This window comes from Erwinia persicina NBRC 102418, assembly GCF_001571305.1.
Lineage (GTDB): Bacteria > Pseudomonadota > Gammaproteobacteria > Enterobacterales > Enterobacteriaceae > Erwinia > Erwinia persicina.
In genome coordinates, this window is record NZ_BCTN01000009.1 from 35,833 (window position 1) to 51,991 (window position 16,159).

The 16,159-nt window shown below is 54.7% G+C and carries 16 protein-coding genes and 1 other annotated feature; of the genes, 14 read left to right on the top strand and 2 right to left on the bottom strand.

Features of this window, described 5'->3' with window-relative positions:
• Window positions 1-105 precede the first annotated feature (105 nt).
• The 3 genes from EPE01S_RS11485 to EPE01S_RS11495 all read left to right on the top strand — a co-directional run bounded on the left by EPE01S_RS11485 (window position 106) and on the right by EPE01S_RS11495 (window position 3,441).
• Complete coding sequence (locus EPE01S_RS11485; protein ID WP_084344196.1) at window positions 106-708, top strand: Ail/Lom family outer membrane beta-barrel protein; 603 nt, start codon at window positions 106-108, stop codon at window positions 706-708.
• A 407-nt stretch (window positions 709-1,115) separates the two neighbouring features.
• On the top strand, window positions 1,116-3,059 hold the full coding sequence (gene dnaX, locus EPE01S_RS11490; protein ID WP_062745029.1) for a DNA polymerase III subunit gamma/tau: 1,944 nt from the start codon (window positions 1,116-1,118) through the stop codon (window positions 3,057-3,059).
• Window positions 2,398-2,459, top strand: a sequence feature (DnaX frameshifting element). Its footprint overlaps the gene before it by 62 nt.
• Before the next feature lie 52 nt (window positions 3,060-3,111).
• Window positions 3,112-3,441 (top strand): YbaB/EbfC family nucleoid-associated protein, encoded by a 330-nt coding sequence (locus EPE01S_RS11495; protein ID WP_017799391.1) that lies wholly within the window; start codon window positions 3,112-3,114, stop codon window positions 3,439-3,441.
• A 44-nt stretch (window positions 3,442-3,485) separates the two neighbouring features.
• On the opposite strand, the gene EPE01S_RS11500 is transcribed toward EPE01S_RS11495, so the two are convergent.
• On the bottom strand, window positions 3,486-4,388 hold the full coding sequence (locus EPE01S_RS11500) for a LysR family transcriptional regulator (RefSeq protein ID WP_062745031.1): 903 nt from the start codon (window positions 4,386-4,388) through the stop codon (window positions 3,486-3,488).
• A gap of 108 nt (window positions 4,389-4,496) precedes the next feature.
• On the opposite strand from EPE01S_RS11500, the gene EPE01S_RS11505 reads away from it, so the two are divergent.
• The 4 genes from EPE01S_RS11505 to htpG all read left to right on the top strand — a co-directional run bounded on the left by EPE01S_RS11505 (window position 4,497) and on the right by htpG (window position 8,780).
• Window positions 4,497-5,366: a pirin family protein gene (locus EPE01S_RS11505; RefSeq protein ID WP_062745033.1), complete on the top strand. Its 870-nt coding sequence runs from the start codon at window positions 4,497-4,499 to the stop codon at window positions 5,364-5,366.
• Between the two features lie 56 nt (window positions 5,367-5,422).
• Entirely contained in the window at window positions 5,423-6,100 is a 678-nt protein-coding gene (locus EPE01S_RS11510; protein WP_062745036.1) for an isochorismatase family protein, read from the top strand.
• Between the two features lie 100 nt (window positions 6,101-6,200).
• Window positions 6,201-6,806, top strand: a complete 606-nt coding sequence (recR, locus tag EPE01S_RS11515) for a recombination mediator RecR (protein WP_062745039.1) — start codon at window positions 6,201-6,203, stop codon at window positions 6,804-6,806.
• Window positions 6,807-6,905: 99 nt separating this feature from the next.
• Window positions 6,906-8,780 (top strand): molecular chaperone HtpG, encoded by a 1,875-nt coding sequence (gene htpG, locus EPE01S_RS11520; RefSeq protein ID WP_062745041.1) that lies wholly within the window; start codon window positions 6,906-6,908, stop codon window positions 8,778-8,780.
• Window positions 8,781-8,870: 90 nt separating this feature from the next.
• Here the strand turns inward: htpG and EPE01S_RS11525 are convergent, their stop codons facing one another.
• On the bottom strand, window positions 8,871-9,746 hold the full coding sequence (locus tag EPE01S_RS11525) for a LysR substrate-binding domain-containing protein (RefSeq protein WP_062745043.1): 876 nt from the start codon (window positions 9,744-9,746) through the stop codon (window positions 8,871-8,873).
• 207 nt (window positions 9,747-9,953) lie between these two features.
• Here EPE01S_RS11525 and EPE01S_RS11530 point away from each other — a divergent pair, with 207 nt between their 5' ends.
• The 7 genes from EPE01S_RS11530 (at window position 9,954) to EPE01S_RS11560 (ending at window position 16,094) form a co-directional block, all read left to right on the top strand.
• Entirely contained in the window at window positions 9,954-10,658 is a 705-nt protein-coding gene (locus EPE01S_RS11530; protein ID WP_062745046.1) for a hypothetical protein, read from the top strand.
• A gap of 53 nt (window positions 10,659-10,711) precedes the next feature.
• Complete coding sequence (locus EPE01S_RS11535) at window positions 10,712-11,110, top strand: NUDIX hydrolase (RefSeq protein WP_062745050.1); 399 nt, start codon at window positions 10,712-10,714, stop codon at window positions 11,108-11,110.
• Window positions 11,110-11,985, top strand: coding sequence for a DUF6024 family protein (locus tag EPE01S_RS11540; protein WP_062745053.1), 876 nt, complete (start codon window positions 11,110-11,112; stop codon window positions 11,983-11,985). Before EPE01S_RS11535 ends, EPE01S_RS11540 begins: the two co-directional genes overlap by 1 nt.
• Window positions 11,982-12,884: a DMT family transporter gene (locus EPE01S_RS11545; RefSeq protein ID WP_062745055.1), complete on the top strand. Its 903-nt coding sequence runs from the start codon at window positions 11,982-11,984 to the stop codon at window positions 12,882-12,884. The genes EPE01S_RS11540 and EPE01S_RS11545 overlap by 4 nt, the downstream gene beginning before the upstream one ends.
• 93 nt (window positions 12,885-12,977) lie before the next feature.
• Window positions 12,978-13,622 carry an adenylate kinase gene (gene adk, locus EPE01S_RS11550; RefSeq protein WP_062745057.1) on the top strand — a complete coding sequence of 215 codons (645 nt, stop codon included), beginning with the start codon at window positions 12,978-12,980 and terminating at the stop codon, window positions 13,620-13,622.
• Window positions 13,623-13,740: 118 nt separating this feature from the next.
• Window positions 13,741-14,700 carry a ferrochelatase gene (gene hemH, locus EPE01S_RS11555; protein ID WP_062745061.1) on the top strand — a complete coding sequence of 320 codons (960 nt, stop codon included), beginning with the start codon at window positions 13,741-13,743 and terminating at the stop codon, window positions 14,698-14,700.
• An 89-nt stretch (window positions 14,701-14,789) separates the two neighbouring features.
• On the top strand, window positions 14,790-16,094 hold the full coding sequence (locus EPE01S_RS11560) for an inosine/guanosine kinase (RefSeq protein ID WP_062745064.1): 1,305 nt from the start codon (window positions 14,790-14,792) through the stop codon (window positions 16,092-16,094).
• Window positions 16,095-16,159: the final 65 nt, after the last annotated feature.

Consider the following 16,159-nt stretch of genomic DNA (forward strand, 5'->3'; position numbering starts at 1 on the left):
TCACGCTTCGGCACAAAAAGCAGCGATGTCTCTATCCCTCTCATTAAACTGACCCGTTAAATACCGTCATGCAGCACACTGAAATAGCGATTAAGGACAATCGGGATGAAGACAGTCGCCACTACATTGATTGCATTTTCCCTGATAGCAGGGAGCAAAGCGGCGCTCGCAGACCAGAGTAGCTTGCCCCCTGATTATCACTATCAGGCCGGGAGTGACAGCGGAAAGCACACTTTTACCCTGGGTTATGCGCAAAGCCACGTGAAGCGTTTTAAAGATATGAAAGGGTTCAATTTTAAATATCACTATGAAATTCCTGAACTTCCTCTCAGTGCTGTGGCATCGCTGACATGGATGAACACGCGGGGAAGTCAGTCTCAGCATTTTGATGAGACAGCGGAGGAAGATCATCATCGTGTACGTTACTATTCCCTTATGGTGGGGCCGGCATATCGCGTAGCCACATGGGCCAGTATCTATTTACTGGCAGGGGCAGGTTGGGAGAGCAGTTCTAACAAAAACGAATATTATTCTCCTTCAGGCGATCGTTCCGGCCACTATAAAGTGTTCGATGCGCGTTTTGCGTGGGGCACAGGGATGCAGTTCAACCTGATTGATAATGTTGTGCTGGATGTCGGTTATCAGGCCGGACACGTGCAGAAAACATCCAGTAATGGCTTTACTGTCGGGGTAGGGTATCAGTTTTGATTTTCGGACCACGACTCCCCGTTGCACCCTGAGCGCTGCCTCTGCCGACGGAGCCCTTTGTACCCTTTTCTCCATCACGACCGCCCGCCCCTGGCCCCAGAGATGATGTGTTTACTCCCTGTTTTATCGTTTGAATTTCACGTAAACCGGGTAAAGACGTCGGCAAAAAGGAGGGCGGGGTAGGGTGCTGATTTTTTGCTCTTATAAAAGAAAAAGGGATGAACCCGGTCGGGAAAATAATGCATGCTTCAGCATGGCGGTAAGAAGGCCTTCTGTTATAGTACCCTTCCTAAATCTGCTTAACTGCCGTTGATACGGTTGATTTTGCCGATACTCGTCAACAGGCTAAACTGCGGTTTCTCACTGTTTAGGTTAATAAGCTATTAAAAAACAATGATGAAGTCTTAATGAGCTATCAGGTACTGGCCCGCAAGTGGCGTCCACAAGCATTTACTGATGTCGTCGGTCAGCAACATGTTCTGACCGCGCTGGCTAACGGTTTGTCCCTTGGCCGCATCCATCACGCCTATCTGTTTTCCGGCACACGTGGCGTCGGGAAAACCACCATTGCCCGGTTGCTGGCAAAGGGGTTGAACTGTGAAACTGGCATTACCGCTACCCCCTGTGGGCAGTGCGACAACTGCAGGGAAATTGAGCAGGGCCGCTTTGTTGATCTGATAGAAATCGATGCGGCTTCCCGAACCAAAGTGGAAGACACGCGCGACCTGCTGGATAACGTGCAGTACGCGCCGGCACGCGGCCGTTTCAAGGTTTACCTTATCGATGAAGTCCATATGCTCTCGCGTCACAGCTTTAATGCGCTGTTAAAAACGCTTGAAGAGCCCCCGGAGCACGTTAAATTTCTGCTTGCCACCACCGACCCCCAAAAATTACCGGTCACCATTTTATCGCGTTGTCTGCAGTTCCATCTGAAAGCCCTTGATCAGGAACAGATTCGCGGCCAGCTGGAACATGTCTTACAGGCTGAACAGATTGGCGCGGAGAGCCGCGCGCTGCAACTGCTGGCCCGTGCCGCGGATGGCAGTATGCGTGATGCCCTGAGCCTGGCCGATCAGGCGATCGCGATGGGACAGGGGCAGGTCACGACGGCCACCGTCAACGATATGCTGGGTACGCTTGATGATGAACAGCCGCTGGCATTGATTGAGGCACTGGTTCATGCCGATGGTAACCAGGTGATGGCGCTGCTCAGTCAGGCCGCCTCACGCGGCGTGGAGTGGGAAGCACTGCTGGTGGAAATGTTGACGTTGCTGCACCGTGTGGCGATGATCCAACTGCTGCCTTCTGCTTTGGGCGACGATATGGCCGCTATCGAACAGCGCTTGCGTGAGCTGGCGCGGGTATTGCCGCCAGCCGATGTCCAGCTCTATTACCAGACGCTACTGGTGGGGCGGAAAGAACTGCCGCTGGCACCGGACCGCCGCATGGGCGTGGAAATGACGCTGCTGCGCGCGCTGGCCTTTCATCCCAAAGCCGTTATCGCCGATCCGGTCGCACGTCCGACCATGACGTTGCAGGCGCCGGCAGAGGCTGCCGCGCCAGCACAGAACAGCGCACCGGTAGCGCATAGTGCATCCTCACCGCCACCGGCACAGGAATCTCCCCCTCCTCAGGGGTTATCCGGTGCCACCAGTCAGCTCCTGCAGGCGCGAACGCAACTGATGCGCCATCAGGGGGCGAGTAAGCCAAAAAAGAGTGAGCCGGCAGCGCAGGGTGCGCGGCCGGCGAGTTCGGCCCTGGAACGGCTTGCTGCAGTGACCGAACGTGGACAGCAACGCCTGCAACAGGCCGCAGCCGAAGCCGTCCCGGTAAAGGAAGAGGCGTATCGCTGGAAAGCGCAAAACCCAGCTGAAGTGAAAATTGCGCCGGTGGCTACGCCAAAAGCGCTTCGCACGGCCTTAGAGCATGAGAAAAACCCTGAGCTGATGGCCAAACTGGTGGCAGAGTCGCAGGCGCGCGATCCCTGGGCTGCGGAAATCGCGGCGCTGACGATGCCAAAACTGGTGCAGCAGCTGGCGCTAAACGCCTGGAAGGAGCAGACCGCGAACGGTATCTGTCTCCATCTGCGCACCAGCCAGCGTCATCTCAATTCCCCTTCGGCGCAAAAAGCGTTGGGGGAGGCCTTGAATGCGGCTGCCGGGCACCCCATTGAATTAAGTGTGGTGGAGGATGATAATCCTGCTGTGCTGACACCGCTGGAATGGCGGCAAAAAATTTATGAAGAGAAACTGGCGCAAGCGCGTCAGTCGATTATCTCAGATACGCATATTCAGACGCTGCGTCGGTTTTTCGATGCCGACGTGGACGAAGAAAGTATCCGACCTGTTTAACCCGCCGTATCGCAGTTACGTTGATGCGGCCTGAGCTGAAGAGAGAGAACTTATGTTTGGTAAAGCCGGATTGGGCAACCTGATGAAACAGGCCCAGCAAATGCAGGACAAAATGGCCCAGGTGCAGGAAGAGATTGCTGCGATGGAAGTAACCGGTGAATCCGGTGCCGGGCTGGTTAAAGTCACCATCAACGGTGCGCATAACTGCCGTCGCGTGGAAGTCGACCCAAGCCTGCTGGAAGATGACAAAGACATGCTGGAAGATCTGGTGGCTGCGGCTTTTAACGATGCAGCGCGCCGTGTGGCTGAAACGCAGAAAGAGAAAATGGCTGCGGTATCAAGTGGTATGCAGCTCCCACCTGGCTTCAAGATGCCATTCTGATAGCAGACCAGAGGCGATGCGTTGTGTCGCCTCTGGTAATTTTTCTATTCCACCATTGCCGCATAATTTTCCGCCAGAAAATCAATCAGTGCTCTTACCGCCGGTAACTGACCGCGCCGGGAGGGGAACACCACATGAATACTCTCGGGCCTGGTATGCCATTCAGGTAGCAGGGGAACCAGACTGCCGTTTTCCAACTGTTCTTCTAACACTAACCTCGGTAACTGCACCACACCTACTCCCGCCAGCGCGGCTGTGCGCAATGAGGCCATATCGGTGGTGACAAACCGCGGCTGGTGGAACAGCGTCACCTCTTGCTGATTAGGCCCGTATAAAAACCAGCGGTACGTTTGCTGGGGCCGGCCAACGGCGAGGCTCGGCCACTGCTGCAAGTCCATGGGCAGAGTGGGCATGCCGTGCAGTCTGACCAATGCCGGGCTCGCGACCAGGCACATAGGGCGCGTGCCCAGTTTACGCATCACCAGCTCACTATCTTCCAGCGGCAGAGGGCGTACACGGATCGCCAAATCGACGTTTTCGTTCAGCACATCCACACGACGGTTCGTCTCTTCAAGCTGAACGCTGGTCAGCGGGTACATCATCATAAAACGCGCCAGCATCGGCCCGATATGGGCGTGCAGCAGTGCGACAGGGCAGGTCAGCCGGATAAGCCCTCGCGGCTCGACCCGGAGTGCATCAATCGCTTCCTGGGCGGCTTCTGCTTCAATGATCATCGCCTTACAGTGTCGGTAATAAATCTGACCGGCCTCCGTCACGGTGAAACTTCGCGTTGAGCGCTGTAACAGGCGTGTCTCCAGCCCCTCTTCCAGCAGCGCAATGCGACGGCTTAGTCGCGACTTCGGTATGCCAATCGCACGGCTTGCCGGGGAAAAACCGCCATGATCCACCACCTGTACGAAATACCACAGGTCATTTAAATCCTGCATACGTATTGTCCTGTTGATAGAACGCTGAGTCCAGATTGACACTCTACCGGATTGTTTGTCTTGCGCATAAGATCACTCACATCGAAACAGGTCGTCTGGAGAAAAATCATGAAATCTATTATCGCTGTTCATTCTGCTCCTGCCTCTCATTGGGTCGGTGACGGTTTTCCGGTGCGGTCGATGTTTTCCTACTCAACAATGGCTCGTCAGCTGAGCCCATTTTTACTGATGGATTATGCCGGACCTGCAGTGTTCAGCGCCGGGCATAAAACACCGCGTGGCGTCGGTCAACACCCACATCGCGGTTTTGAAACCGTCACCATCGTGTACGCGGGAGAAGTAGCTCACCGCGATAATACGGGCAAGGGTGGCGTTATCGGCCCCGGCGATGTGCAGTGGATGACTGCGGGCAGTGGCATTTTGCATGAAGAGTTCCACTCGCCTGCCTTTAGCGCAGCGGGTGGCACGCTGGAAATGGTGCAGTTATGGGTCAATTTACCGGCAAAAGATAAGATGACCGCGCCGCGTTATCAGCCCATTACAGACAGTGATATCCCTGTGGTGGCCTTACCTGACCATGCCGGAAAGGTACGCGTGATAGCAGGGTCAATGGCGGGAAAAAATGGCCCCGCTCAGACCTTCACACCGATGCATATCTGGGACGTGCGCCTCAATGCGCATGCTCAAACGCACCTGGACGTACCGGAAGGTTGGAATACCGCCCTGATGGTGCTGAAAGGGACGGTACAGGTTAACGGTGAAGAGGTGGTCCGTGAGGCCCAGCTTGTGGTGATGGATGCCAAAGGTGACAGTGTGCAAATAGAAGCAAACAACGATGCGGTTGTACTGTTGCTGAGTGGCGAGCCCATTGATGAACCTGTGGTCGGTTATGGCCCGTTTGTGATGAACACGGATGAAGGCATTCGCCAGGCAATTGATGATTTTAATCAGGGTCGTTTTGGCGACGCTATTCAGTAAGACAGAACGGCTATCATGCGGATAGCCGGAACGCTTTAATTAACAGGAGCACGAAGATGATGCCAGCAAACTTTAATGGGCAAAAACCGATGATCGACGTTGATGACGCCGTGATGTTATTAATCGACCACCAAAGCGGTTTGTTTCAGTTGGTGCATGATATGCCGATGCCGACATTGCGTGGACATGTGACGATGCTTGCCAAAATGGCAACGATGGCTAACATCCCGGTAATTACTACGGCTTCCGTGCCACAGGGACCAAATGGTCCGCTGATCCCGGAGATCCATCAGTATGCACCTCATGCGCAGTACGTTGCCCGTAAGGGCGAGATCAACGCATGGGATAACGCTGAGTTTGTCGCTGCGGTTAAAGCTACGGGACGAAAAACCCTGATCATTGCTGGTACGGTTACCAGCGTCTGTATGGCTTTCCCGGCCATTAGCGCGGTAGCCGAAGGTTTTAAAGTCTTCGCGGTGATCGACGCATCAGGGACCTACTCGAAGATGGCGCAGGAAATTACCCTTGCACGGGTCGTGCAGGCGGGTGTGGTTCCACTGGATACGGCCGCCGTCGCGGGCGAAATTCAGGGTAGCTGGAACCGCGCTGATGCGATGGACTGGGCGGCACTGTGGCCTGCGGTCTTTACGGAATATGGGCTGCTGGCGGAAAGCTATCAAAAAGCCCAGGACGTGGTCAGCCACCATGAAACGCTCGATTCTGAACGTCGCTGATTAATGCTTCCCCGGATAAGTCCGGGGAATATCTTTTTCTATGCTCGTCCGCAGGGCAGATGTTAGGCTATAGCCCCCTCTTATTTCAGAAGTCTGAGCAATGCAAACCAGCCCTTTACTTACCGCCCTTATGGAATCTCTGCGCTGCCTGCCAGGCGTTGGACCAAAATCAGCGCAGCGTATGGCCTTCCAGCTGTTGCAGCGTGACCGCAGCGGCGGGATGCGCCTGGCGCAGGCACTGACGCGCGCGATGTCGGAAATTGGGCACTGCTCTGATTGCCGTACCTTTACCGAGCAGGACATTTGCACTATCTGCGCCAATCCGCGACGTCAAGAGAACGGGCTGATCTGTGTTGTAGAAAGTCCGGCAGATATCCATGCGGTTGAACAGACCGGGCAATTTTCTGGCCGTTACTTCGTGCTGATGGGGCATCTGTCACCGCTGGATGGCATTGGACCAAACGATATCGGCCTTGATCGTCTGGAGCAGCGACTCGAGAAAGAGAAGATTGTCGAAGTGATCCTCGCCACTAATCCCACCGTAGAAGGTGAGGCCACCGCCAACTATATTGCCAGCCTGTGTGAACAGTATGGCATTGAAGCCAGCCGCATTGCCCACGGTGTGCCGGTAGGGGGCGAACTTGAAATGGTGGACGGTACCACACTGTCGCACTCGCTGGCTGGACGTCAAAAGTTTAAATTCTGAACAATCAGCGGCACGAGCCCTTCGTGCCGTCTTGAAATCTTTTTTGTTACCCCCATTTAATACCTCAACGTTCATCATCTGTTTTTAGTTGAGGTAGCAATGACCATGAAAGGACAAGAGACACGTGGCTTCCAGTCAGAGGTAAAACAGCTTCTGCACCTGATGATCCACTCACTCTATTCAAATAAAGAAATCTTCCTGCGTGAGCTGATCTCTAACGCCTCAGATGCTGCTGATAAGCTGCGCTTTCGTGCGTTATCCACGCCGGACCTTTACGAAGGCGACGGCGATCTTCGCGTCCGGGTTTCCGTTGACAAGGAAAAGCGTACCCTGACCCTGAGTGATAACGGCATCGGGATGCGTCGTGACGAAGTGATAGAAAACCTGGGGACGATTGCCAAATCCGGGACGAAATCTTTCCTGGAATCACTGGGCTCCGACCAGGCGAAAGACAGCCAACTGATTGGACAGTTCGGTGTGGGCTTCTACTCGGCGTTTATCGTCGCGGATAAAGTGTCTGTGCGCACCCGTGCTGCAGGCGCTGCGGCGTCTGAGGGGGTATTCTGGGAGTCTGCCGGTGAAGGTGAATACACCATTGCCGATATTGAAAAAGCCGATCGTGGCACTGAAATTACCCTGCATCTGCGCGAAGGCGAAGACGAATTCCTCGACGCCTGGCGCGTGCGCAGCATCATCAGTAAATACTCTGACCATATTGCGCTGCCGGTAGAGATCGAAACCCACAACGAAGAAGACAACACCACCACGTGGGAAAAGATCAACAAAGCGCAGGCGCTGTGGACGCGCAACAAGTCTGACATCAGCGAAGACGAGTACAAAGAATTTTACAAGCACGTTGCCCATGATTTTACCGATCCGCTGACGTGGAGCCATAACCGCGTAGAAGGTAAGCAGGAGTACACCAGCCTGCTGTACATCCCGGCCCAGGCCCCGTGGGATATGTGGAATCGTGACCACAAGCATGGTCTGAAACTGTACGTACAGCGGGTGTTCATCATGGACGACGCGGAACAGTTTATGCCGAACTACCTGCGTTTCGTAAAAGGTCTGATCGATTCAAACGATCTGCCGCTGAACGTTTCGCGTGAGATCCTGCAGGACAGCCGTATTACCCAAAGCCTGCGTGGAGCGCTGACTAAGCGTTCCCTGCAGATGCTGGAAAAAGTGGCTAAGGATGACGAAGCAAAATATCAGTCATTCTGGCAGCAGTTTGGCCTGGTCCTGAAAGAAGGTCCGGCAGAAGACAGCAGCAACGCGGAAACCATTGCAAAACTGCTGCGTTTCGCCAGCACCAGCAGCGAAGGCCCGGCGCAAACCGTGTCGCTGGAAGACTATGTCAGCCGTATGGTGGAAGGTCAGGAGAAGATTTACTACATCACGGCCGACAGCTATGCCGCCGCGAAAAGCAGCCCGCACCTGGAGCTGTTCCGTAAGAAAGGTATCGAGGTTCTGCTGCTCTCCGACCGCATCGACGAATGGATGATGAGCTACCTGACCGAATTTGACGGGAAAAGCTTCCAGTCTGTCAGCAAAGCCGATGATGCGTTGAGCAAACTGGCGGATGAAGAAACCGAAGAGCAGAAAGAAGCGGAAAAAGCGCTGGAGCCGTTCGTAGAGCGAGTGAAAACGCTATTGGGTGAGCGCGTCAAGGAAGTGCGTCTGACGCACCGTCTGACCGATACGCCTGCAATTGTCACTACCGAAGCGAACGAAATGACCACCCAGATGGCGAAGCTGTTTGCTGCGGCGGGTCAGGACGTGCCTGAAGTCAAATACCTGTTTGAACTGAACCCGGACCATGCGCTGGTGAAACGTGCCGCTGATACCCAGGACGAAGCCCGCTTCGCCGAATGGATCGAGCTGCTGCTCGAACAGGCGCTGCTGGCAGAAAAAGGGTCGCTGGACGACCCGAATCAGTTTATTCGCCGTATGAACCAGCTGCTGCTGGGTTAACACCGCAGGGCGAACCGTCTGTTCCGGTTCGCCCGCCACGAGAGCAGCATGCCAGCACGGGGCAACCGTAAAAGGGGCCCCGTGCTGTTATTATCCCGCAATCGATGCCTCTTCTAACAGCCAGCGTCTGAAAAGCTCAATCTCCGTTTCCTCTTTACGTGCCGCTTTCACCATCATCCATGTCGCGCGATCCACTTCAGCAAACCCCAGCGGGGCGATCAGCGATCCCTCACGGATCTCTTTTTTTACCAGGATCTGCGGCGTCATAATAATTCCCATCCCATTACGGGCCGCCTGTATGGCCAGCGTCAGATTGTCGAAATGTCGACCCGCCCAGAAGTCCCCCTTTGCTCCGGTTTTTTTTGCCCATTCCGCCCACGCATGCAGCTTGGTGTCGGCATGTAACAGCGGCAGGGTGGAAAAATCCGTTTCATAGGTAAAGCGGTTGCTGAACTTCGGGGCACAGACCGGGCCGATATAGTCAACGGTAATCAGCGTAGCGGCAATATCTTCCTGTACAGACTGCTCATGGCTGACGATCAGCACATCCGTATGCTCGCTGCGCACTCGCTCTATATCGACATGGGTCTGAAAGGTGAGGGCAATTTCACTGTGGCGTTCGGTAAAGCGACTGATACGCGGGATAAGCCACTGTGCCAGAAAGCTGGGGGCGCAGGAGACGCTCAGACTGTGCAGGTTGCTCGCACGGATTTTTTCGCAGGTCACTTCAATCTCGCTGAAGGTCTGCATACAGCATACCTTCAGGCGTTCACCGTCGGGGGTAAGCTGCACGCGCCCGTTGATGCGTAAAAACAGCGGCTTGCCCAGCCACTCCTCTAACTGCTTGATTTGATGACTGACGGCGCTGTGCGTAACACTCAGCGACTGTGCCGCCAGGCTGAAGCTTTGGTGCAGCGCTGCCTGATGAAAATAACGCAGCGCGCGCAGGGAAGGGAGGCCAGACATAATCATACCTTGTTAGAAAAACTAACAGAGAGTGTCTGTTTTTATCATTTTCAAGTCCAGCGTAATTTCCCTACTCTGACTGGCAGGTCGGGGTCGTGTCCTGTCAGCCACCAGCAAACACCCCCTTCTGGTTTCTCTCGTTGCACAGCCGTATTTTCCCCTTGTCAGCCGACGATTACATTCAACATCTATGCGAAGGAAAGGAAAATGACCAATCAGCATTCTGTAAAAACACAGCTTGTTATGTTCACCGGAGGTCGTGATAGCACGCTGGCAGCATGTTATCTGATGTTACAAGGTATTCCCGTGCACCTCTGGTCTGGTAACAGCGGATGTTCACTGCACCGGGGTATTTTATCTCATCGTGTTGATGAGCTGAAAAGCCGGTTTGGTGACCTTGTGGTCGCCCATACCATTGCCGATATCAGCGGCGCTTTTCGCTCCATCGCCATCGAGCACCTGGAAAGTGACATTCTGAAATATCGCAAAAACCTGGTACTGCTGGGAGAGAAACTGGCGATCCACGCCCATCTGGTGGATTTCTGCCACCGCAACGACATCAATACCATCAACGATGGCATCACCCATTATCAGATGGAGTTTCCGGAACAGCGCCAGGTGGCCAAGACGTTTCTGATGGAGATGATGGCCCGATACGATATCAATTATCAGTCACCCATTTATGAGTTTGCCCAGTCGGCAGACGATGTGAAGTACCGCCTTCTGCAACTGGGGATCTCCACCAAGTCTCTGGAAGGCATCAGCATCTTTGCCGACAGCTTCTCAACGCCGAATGATGAGGTGATCCTCGCCTATCTGCATGACAAAGCCCCGCTGGCGCACAATATTGTGCGTTTCCTGTCGGGTGAGACCCTGATGACGCCTGTGCTGAAAGCCAGCGCGGCAGCCTGAATCTGACTGTCAGAGGTGGCGTAACCAGGGGGTTACGCCACCCGGAGCCTGAGATGAAAATAATCGTTAAATGTGCAGCCATTATTATTTATCAGCGTTCGCTCTTGCTGACCCGCAAACGCGGCACCGGAATTTTCATTTCTCCAGGCGGTAAGCCGCGGGTGGGGGAAGACCATCTGAGCTGCCTGAAGCGTGAGCTACAGGAGGAACTGGGCGTGCAGATTAACAGCTTCCGACCGTTTGGCCTGTTTCATGGCAAGGCGGAATTCGAAGCGATGGCCATTGAAAACCACGTCTACCATGTAGAAATCGCCGGCCAGCCGCGTGCCGGCAGCGAGATAGAAGAGATTGCGTGGGTGAACTACCGCCAGCCTCCTTGTGAAATCGCGGTCGGCTCGATCTTCCGCGATAACGTTATGCCACTGCTTTACCAGCAAGAGTTGATCAACTAATGGACGCATCTTCACTTTCCCCCCAGTTACAACAGGTCCACGGCGATCGGTTTTATAAGCGAGTTGCTATGCTGAAAGACGAACTCCGGGAAGAACTGACCCGCATCTACCAGCTGGAAGAGTACGATCTGTTTTTCGTCCAGTCAGTACGCGTCGGACTGGTGATCCTGTCCCACCTCTTTCATAAGCAGGAGACCACGCTCTGTCTGGCAAAACACGCGCATTATCAGCCGATCACTGCGCTTTTCAGTCCGCCGGCTTCCCATTATACCGGGCCTGGTAGCGTGCCGATCATTACCCACGTTAATCCCTATACCGGTGAAGTCAACAGCCTGAAAGACAGCAAAGGCAAAGGGGTTGTCGATGCCTCCCACAGTTTTGCGACTAACCGCCATCGCGAACTCATTGCTGACAGTTCCATCTTTGTTGCTCCTCTGCACAAACATGCCTCGCTGACCATCGGACTGGCGGTCATTGCCCTGCGTCCGGAGGATTTCAGTACTCTGATGCGTAGTGAACTGCGGTTGTTTGAAGAATCAACGTCATCGGCCAAACCGCTGATCGAAGCGCTGGATAACGTGCGTAGTCCGGGCTGGCAGCCTTATAACGTGGCGAAGGTCGGAGCGGTAGCGTTGAAGGATGTCGCCGGCATGGACTTTACTTCCATCAGTGCCGCAGATTTACCCTTTAGTTGTTTTCCGGTGCCGGCCCTTAGCGAGGGGTTACAGCAGCAGGTGAAAGCGGCAGAAGCCTGCTATTTTCCGCATGCCAGCACCCTGCGCATCTCTTGCTGGGTGCGGGGCGACGGCAGTAAATCGGTGGACATGACGCAGCAGGTTGAACAGAAGCTTTGCACCCTGTGGGAGGAAAAATGAAAAGTCGCTTTGCTGTGAATGGCAATATGATTGGCCTGCTGGGCGGGGTGATCCTCAGCACCGACTCCGTATTTATCCGTATGATGGGGATCGAAAACTCGTGGCTGATCGTGATGCTGCGTGGCTTCTGTATGTGGGGCGTCTGTCTATTGATGTGGGCTGTCTGGCGACAGAGTCGCTCCACGCTGGGTATGCCCTGGCTGACCAAAGACAACGTCCTGTCGGTGCTGTTTTTTTGCATCGCTTCCGCCTGCTTCGTTAACGCGCTGAACCGGGGCAACGTTGCCACCGTTCTGGTCATCATCTCTTCAACGCCGTTTATCTCCGCAATGATCAGCCGCCTGTTCTTTAAAGTGACTATCGACCGCGGCGTGATGCTGGCCTCGCTGGCGGGGATCGTTGGCGTGGTGATTGTGATGTCAGGGCGCGGCCTTGGCCATAGTGGTATTGCCAATGTTTATGCGCTGGGCACGGCCGTATCGATGGCGCTGGCGTTTATCTTTACGTCCCGTGTCAGCGGCGGCACAGCGGGATTACCCTCACTGGGGGCGGTACTGGCCTCGGTGTTAATCGTACTCTGGCCCGACGCCAATATGGCAGATAGTCTGAAAGTGTTGTCCGCCGCGCAATATGGCTGGGTGATTGCGGAAGGGGCGCTGATTATGCCGCTGGCCATGGGTTTAATCACCTTATCCACGCGTTTTGTCTCACCGGCCAATGCCGGACTGTTTTTACTGCTTGAAACGGCCCTGGCCCCCTTGTGGATGTACCTTTTTATGGACGAAGTGCCTACAATTCATGCAGTTATTGGCGGTGCGGTTATCATCATTGCGGTAATTTCTCAGTCCCTTTATGTTCGTCGTCAGGGGGCGCTGCAAGGCTATGCGGATGCAGGTTAACCGCGCCCTTCCTTGTGGATAGCGGGCCAAAATGGTATGTTCTTGCGCTCAGATAAAGTGATCAATTAAGCGATTCGCAAGGGGATTTACGCAATGCGTATTATTCTGCTCGGAGCTCCGGGTGCAGGTAAAGGGACTCAGGCTCAGTTCATTATGGAGAAATACGGTATTCCGCAAATCTCCACGGGTGACATGTTACGCGCCGCGGTTAAAGCCGGTTCGGAACTGGGTCAGAAAGCCAAACAGATTATGGATGACGGTAAACTGGTGACCGACGAGCTGGTCATTGCGCTGGTTAAAGAGCGTATTGCTCAGGAAGACTGCCGTAATGGTTTCCTGCTGGACGGTTTCCCACGCACCATTCCTCAGGCTGATGCCATGAAGGAAGCGGGCATTAAAGTGGACTACGTGCTGGAATTCGCCGTACCTGACGAACTGATCGTGGATCGTATCGTGGGCCGCCGGGTTCATGCGCCATCCGGTCGTGTGTACCACGTCACCTACAATCCACCGAAAGTGGAAGGTAAAGATGACGTGACCGGTGAAGAACTGACCATCCGCAAAGACGATCAGGAAGCGACCGTACGTAAACGTCTGGTGGAATACCACGAGATGACCGCACCGCTGATTGCTTACTACAGCAAAGAAGCGGACGCCGGTAACACCGCGTACCACAAAATTGACGGCACCCGTAAAGTGACTGAAGTCAGCGGCGAGCTGGCTAAAATCCTCGGTTAATGCCGCTGAGCCAGGGTTCCCCCCTGGCTCAATTGCAGCAATTGGTTTATCCCCCGCTTTTTTCCGCTAGAATAAGTCTCGTTTTCATCCCCCGACGATGCCGTAAAAAGGAATAACAATGAGGCAAGATAAGCCTGGCGTATTACTGGTTAACTTAGGCACACCTGATGCCCCAACGACACCTGCCGTAAAACGTTACCTTAAACAGTTCCTTAGCGATAAACGCGTGGTCGATTCCCCGCGCTGGCTATGGTGGCCAATCCTGAATCTTGGGATCCTTCCGATCCGCTCTCCTCGCGTGGCGAAGCTGTACGCCTCCGTATGGATGGATGATGGCTCTCCGCTACTGGTCTTCAGCAAGCGTCAGCGCAATGCGCTGGCTGCCAGACTGGATATGCCGGTAGAGCTGGGGATGAGCTACGGTAATCCAAGCCTGAAAAGCGCCATCGACAGCCTGATGCAGCAGGGTGTAACGCGGTTGATTGTGCTGCCGCTCTATCCGCAGTTTTCCTGCTCGACGGTGGCCGCGGTATGGGACGGCATCACCGAGGTCTTTGCCGGTTATCGCAGCCTGCCCTCCGTGCACTTTATCCGCGACTATGCAGAGCACCCGGCCTACATTGCCGCGCTGAAAGCGTCGGTGGAGCGATCCTTTGCGCAGCATGGCAAGCCCGACCTGCTGGTCACCTCTTTCCACGGTATCCCGCAGCGTTTTGCCAATGAAGGCGACGACTATCCGCAGCGCTGCTACGACACCTTTAACGCGCTGACCGCATCACTGGGGCTGGGCAGCAGCGAAGCCATGCTGACCTTCCAGTCGCGCTTCGGTCGTGAGCCGTGGCTGATGCCTTATACCGATGAAACCATGAAATCACTGCCTGCTAAAGGCGTGAAGCACGTGCAGATTATGAGCCCGGGCTTTTCCTCTGACTGCCTGGAAACCCTGGAGGAGATCAATGGAGAGAACCGTGAAATCTTCCTGCATGCAGGCGGCACGCGTTTTGAGTACATCCCGGCGCTGAATGATGATGACGCTCATGTCGCGATGATGCAGGAGCTGGTGAACCAGTACCGCTAAAATCATGGGGCATCTGTTGTCCCATGATCGTCACAGAGCGCAATTGTTGCTATGATTGCGCCCTGATCCCCCTCTTGTAGTCTGCAATTATGAAATTCCCCGGTAAACGTAAATCCAAACACTATTTCCCCGTCAGCGCCCGTGACCCCCTGCTGCAGCCGGTTCAGCCGGAAAATGATGCTGCAAACAGCTGGATTGTCGGTATCGACCAGATCCTGGTCGACATTGAGGCGAAGGTGGATGATGACTTTGTGGCGCGTTATGGTCTGAGTCTCGGCCACTCGCTGGTGATTGAAGATGACGTTGCCGAGGCGCTTTATGCTGAGTTGGTTGCCCATAATCTGATCACCCACCAGTTTGCCGGAGGTACCATCGGCAATACGTTGCACAATTATTCGGTTCTGGCTGATGACCGTTCAGTGCTGCTGGGCGTGATGTGCAATAACGTCCAGATTGGCGGCTACGCATACCGTTACCTGTGTAATACCTCCAGCCGCACCGACCTGAACTATCTGCAGGGTGTGGACGGCGCCATAGGCCGCTGTTTTACCCTGATTGGCGATAACGGTGAGCGCACCTTCGCTATCAGTCCGGGGATGATGAACCAGTTGCATCCACAGAGTATTCCGGAAGAAGTTATTGCCGGGGCCTCAGCGCTGGTACTGACGTCGTATCTGGTGCGCTGTAAGCCGGGCGAGCCGATGCCGGCGGCCACCATGCAGGCTATCCAGTGGGCGAAGAAGCATAACGTCCCGGTGGTGCTGACGCTGGGTACCAAATACGTCATTGCAGACAATCCGCAGTTCTGGCGTGACTTCCTGCGCGAGCACGTCTCTGTGGTGGCGATGAACGAAGATGAAGCGTTTGAGCTGACCGGTGAGCAGGACCCGCTGCAGGCGGCAAATATTGCCCTCGACTGGGTGGACCTGGTACTTTGTACGGCCGGCCCCAATGGCCTGTATATGGCTGCCTTTACCGAGGAATCCGGCAAGCGCACCACGCAGCATCCTTTATTGCCGGGGGCGATCCCTGAGTTCAACCAGTATGAGTTCAGCCGTGCTATGCGTCATCAGGACTGCACCCAGCCCCTGCGTATTTTTTCCCATATCGCACCCTATATGGGCGGCCCGGAGAAAATCATGAATACAAATGGGGCAGGGGATGGCGCGCTGGCGGCGCTGCTGCACGATATTACGGCCAATAACTTCCACCGCTCCAATGTGCCGAACTCGAGTAAGCATGCGCGCAATTATCTGACCTACTCCTCGCTGGCGCAGGTATGTAAATATGCTAATCGCGTGAGCTATCAGGTATTAAATCAGCATTCGCCGCGTCTGACGCGCGGGTTACCGGAGCGGGAAGACAGCCTGGAAGAGTCTTACTGGGAGCGGTAAGAGGCAGAATGACGGATTGTGCCCATCACCGGGTTGGGGCGACCGGAGAAAAGGTCGCCCCAACC

Bases quoted from the DNA above. Each gene is read 5' to 3' on its own strand.
- EPE01S_RS11545 (WP_062745055.1), top strand. From the start codon at position 11,982: ATGAAAAGTCGCTTTGCTGTGAATGGCAATATGATTGGCCTGCTGGGC.
- recR (WP_062745039.1), top strand. From the start codon at position 6,201: ATGCAAACCAGCCCTTTACTTACCGCCCTTATGGAATCTCTGCGCTGC.
- EPE01S_RS11505 (WP_062745033.1), top strand. From the start codon at position 4,497: ATGAAATCTATTATCGCTGTTCATTCTGCTCCTGCCTCTCATTGGGTC.
- EPE01S_RS11560 (WP_062745064.1), top strand. From the start codon at position 14,790: ATGAAATTCCCCGGTAAACGTAAATCCAAACACTATTTCCCCGTCAGC.
- EPE01S_RS11540 (WP_062745053.1), top strand. From the start codon at position 11,110: ATGGACGCATCTTCACTTTCCCCCCAGTTACAACAGGTCCACGGCGAT.
- EPE01S_RS11525 (WP_062745043.1), bottom strand. From the start codon at position 9,746: ATGTCTGGCCTCCCTTCCCTGCGCGCGCTGCGTTATTTTCATCAGGCA.
- htpG (WP_062745041.1), top strand. From the start codon at position 6,906: ATGACCATGAAAGGACAAGAGACACGTGGCTTCCAGTCAGAGGTAAAA.
- dnaX (WP_062745029.1), top strand. From the start codon at position 1,116: ATGAGCTATCAGGTACTGGCCCGCAAGTGGCGTCCACAAGCATTTACT.
- EPE01S_RS11485 (WP_084344196.1), top strand. From the start codon at position 106: ATGAAGACAGTCGCCACTACATTGATTGCATTTTCCCTGATAGCAGGG.
- EPE01S_RS11495 (WP_017799391.1), top strand. From the start codon at position 3,112: ATGTTTGGTAAAGCCGGATTGGGCAACCTGATGAAACAGGCCCAGCAA.
- adk (WP_062745057.1), top strand. From the start codon at position 12,978: ATGCGTATTATTCTGCTCGGAGCTCCGGGTGCAGGTAAAGGGACTCAG.
- hemH (WP_062745061.1), top strand. From the start codon at position 13,741: ATGAGGCAAGATAAGCCTGGCGTATTACTGGTTAACTTAGGCACACCT.
- EPE01S_RS11535 (WP_062745050.1), top strand. From the start codon at position 10,712: ATGAAAATAATCGTTAAATGTGCAGCCATTATTATTTATCAGCGTTCG.
- EPE01S_RS11510 (WP_062745036.1), top strand. From the start codon at position 5,423: ATGATGCCAGCAAACTTTAATGGGCAAAAACCGATGATCGACGTTGAT.
- EPE01S_RS11500 (WP_062745031.1), bottom strand. From the start codon at position 4,388: ATGCAGGATTTAAATGACCTGTGGTATTTCGTACAGGTGGTGGATCAT.
- EPE01S_RS11530 (WP_062745046.1), top strand. From the start codon at position 9,954: ATGACCAATCAGCATTCTGTAAAAACACAGCTTGTTATGTTCACCGGA.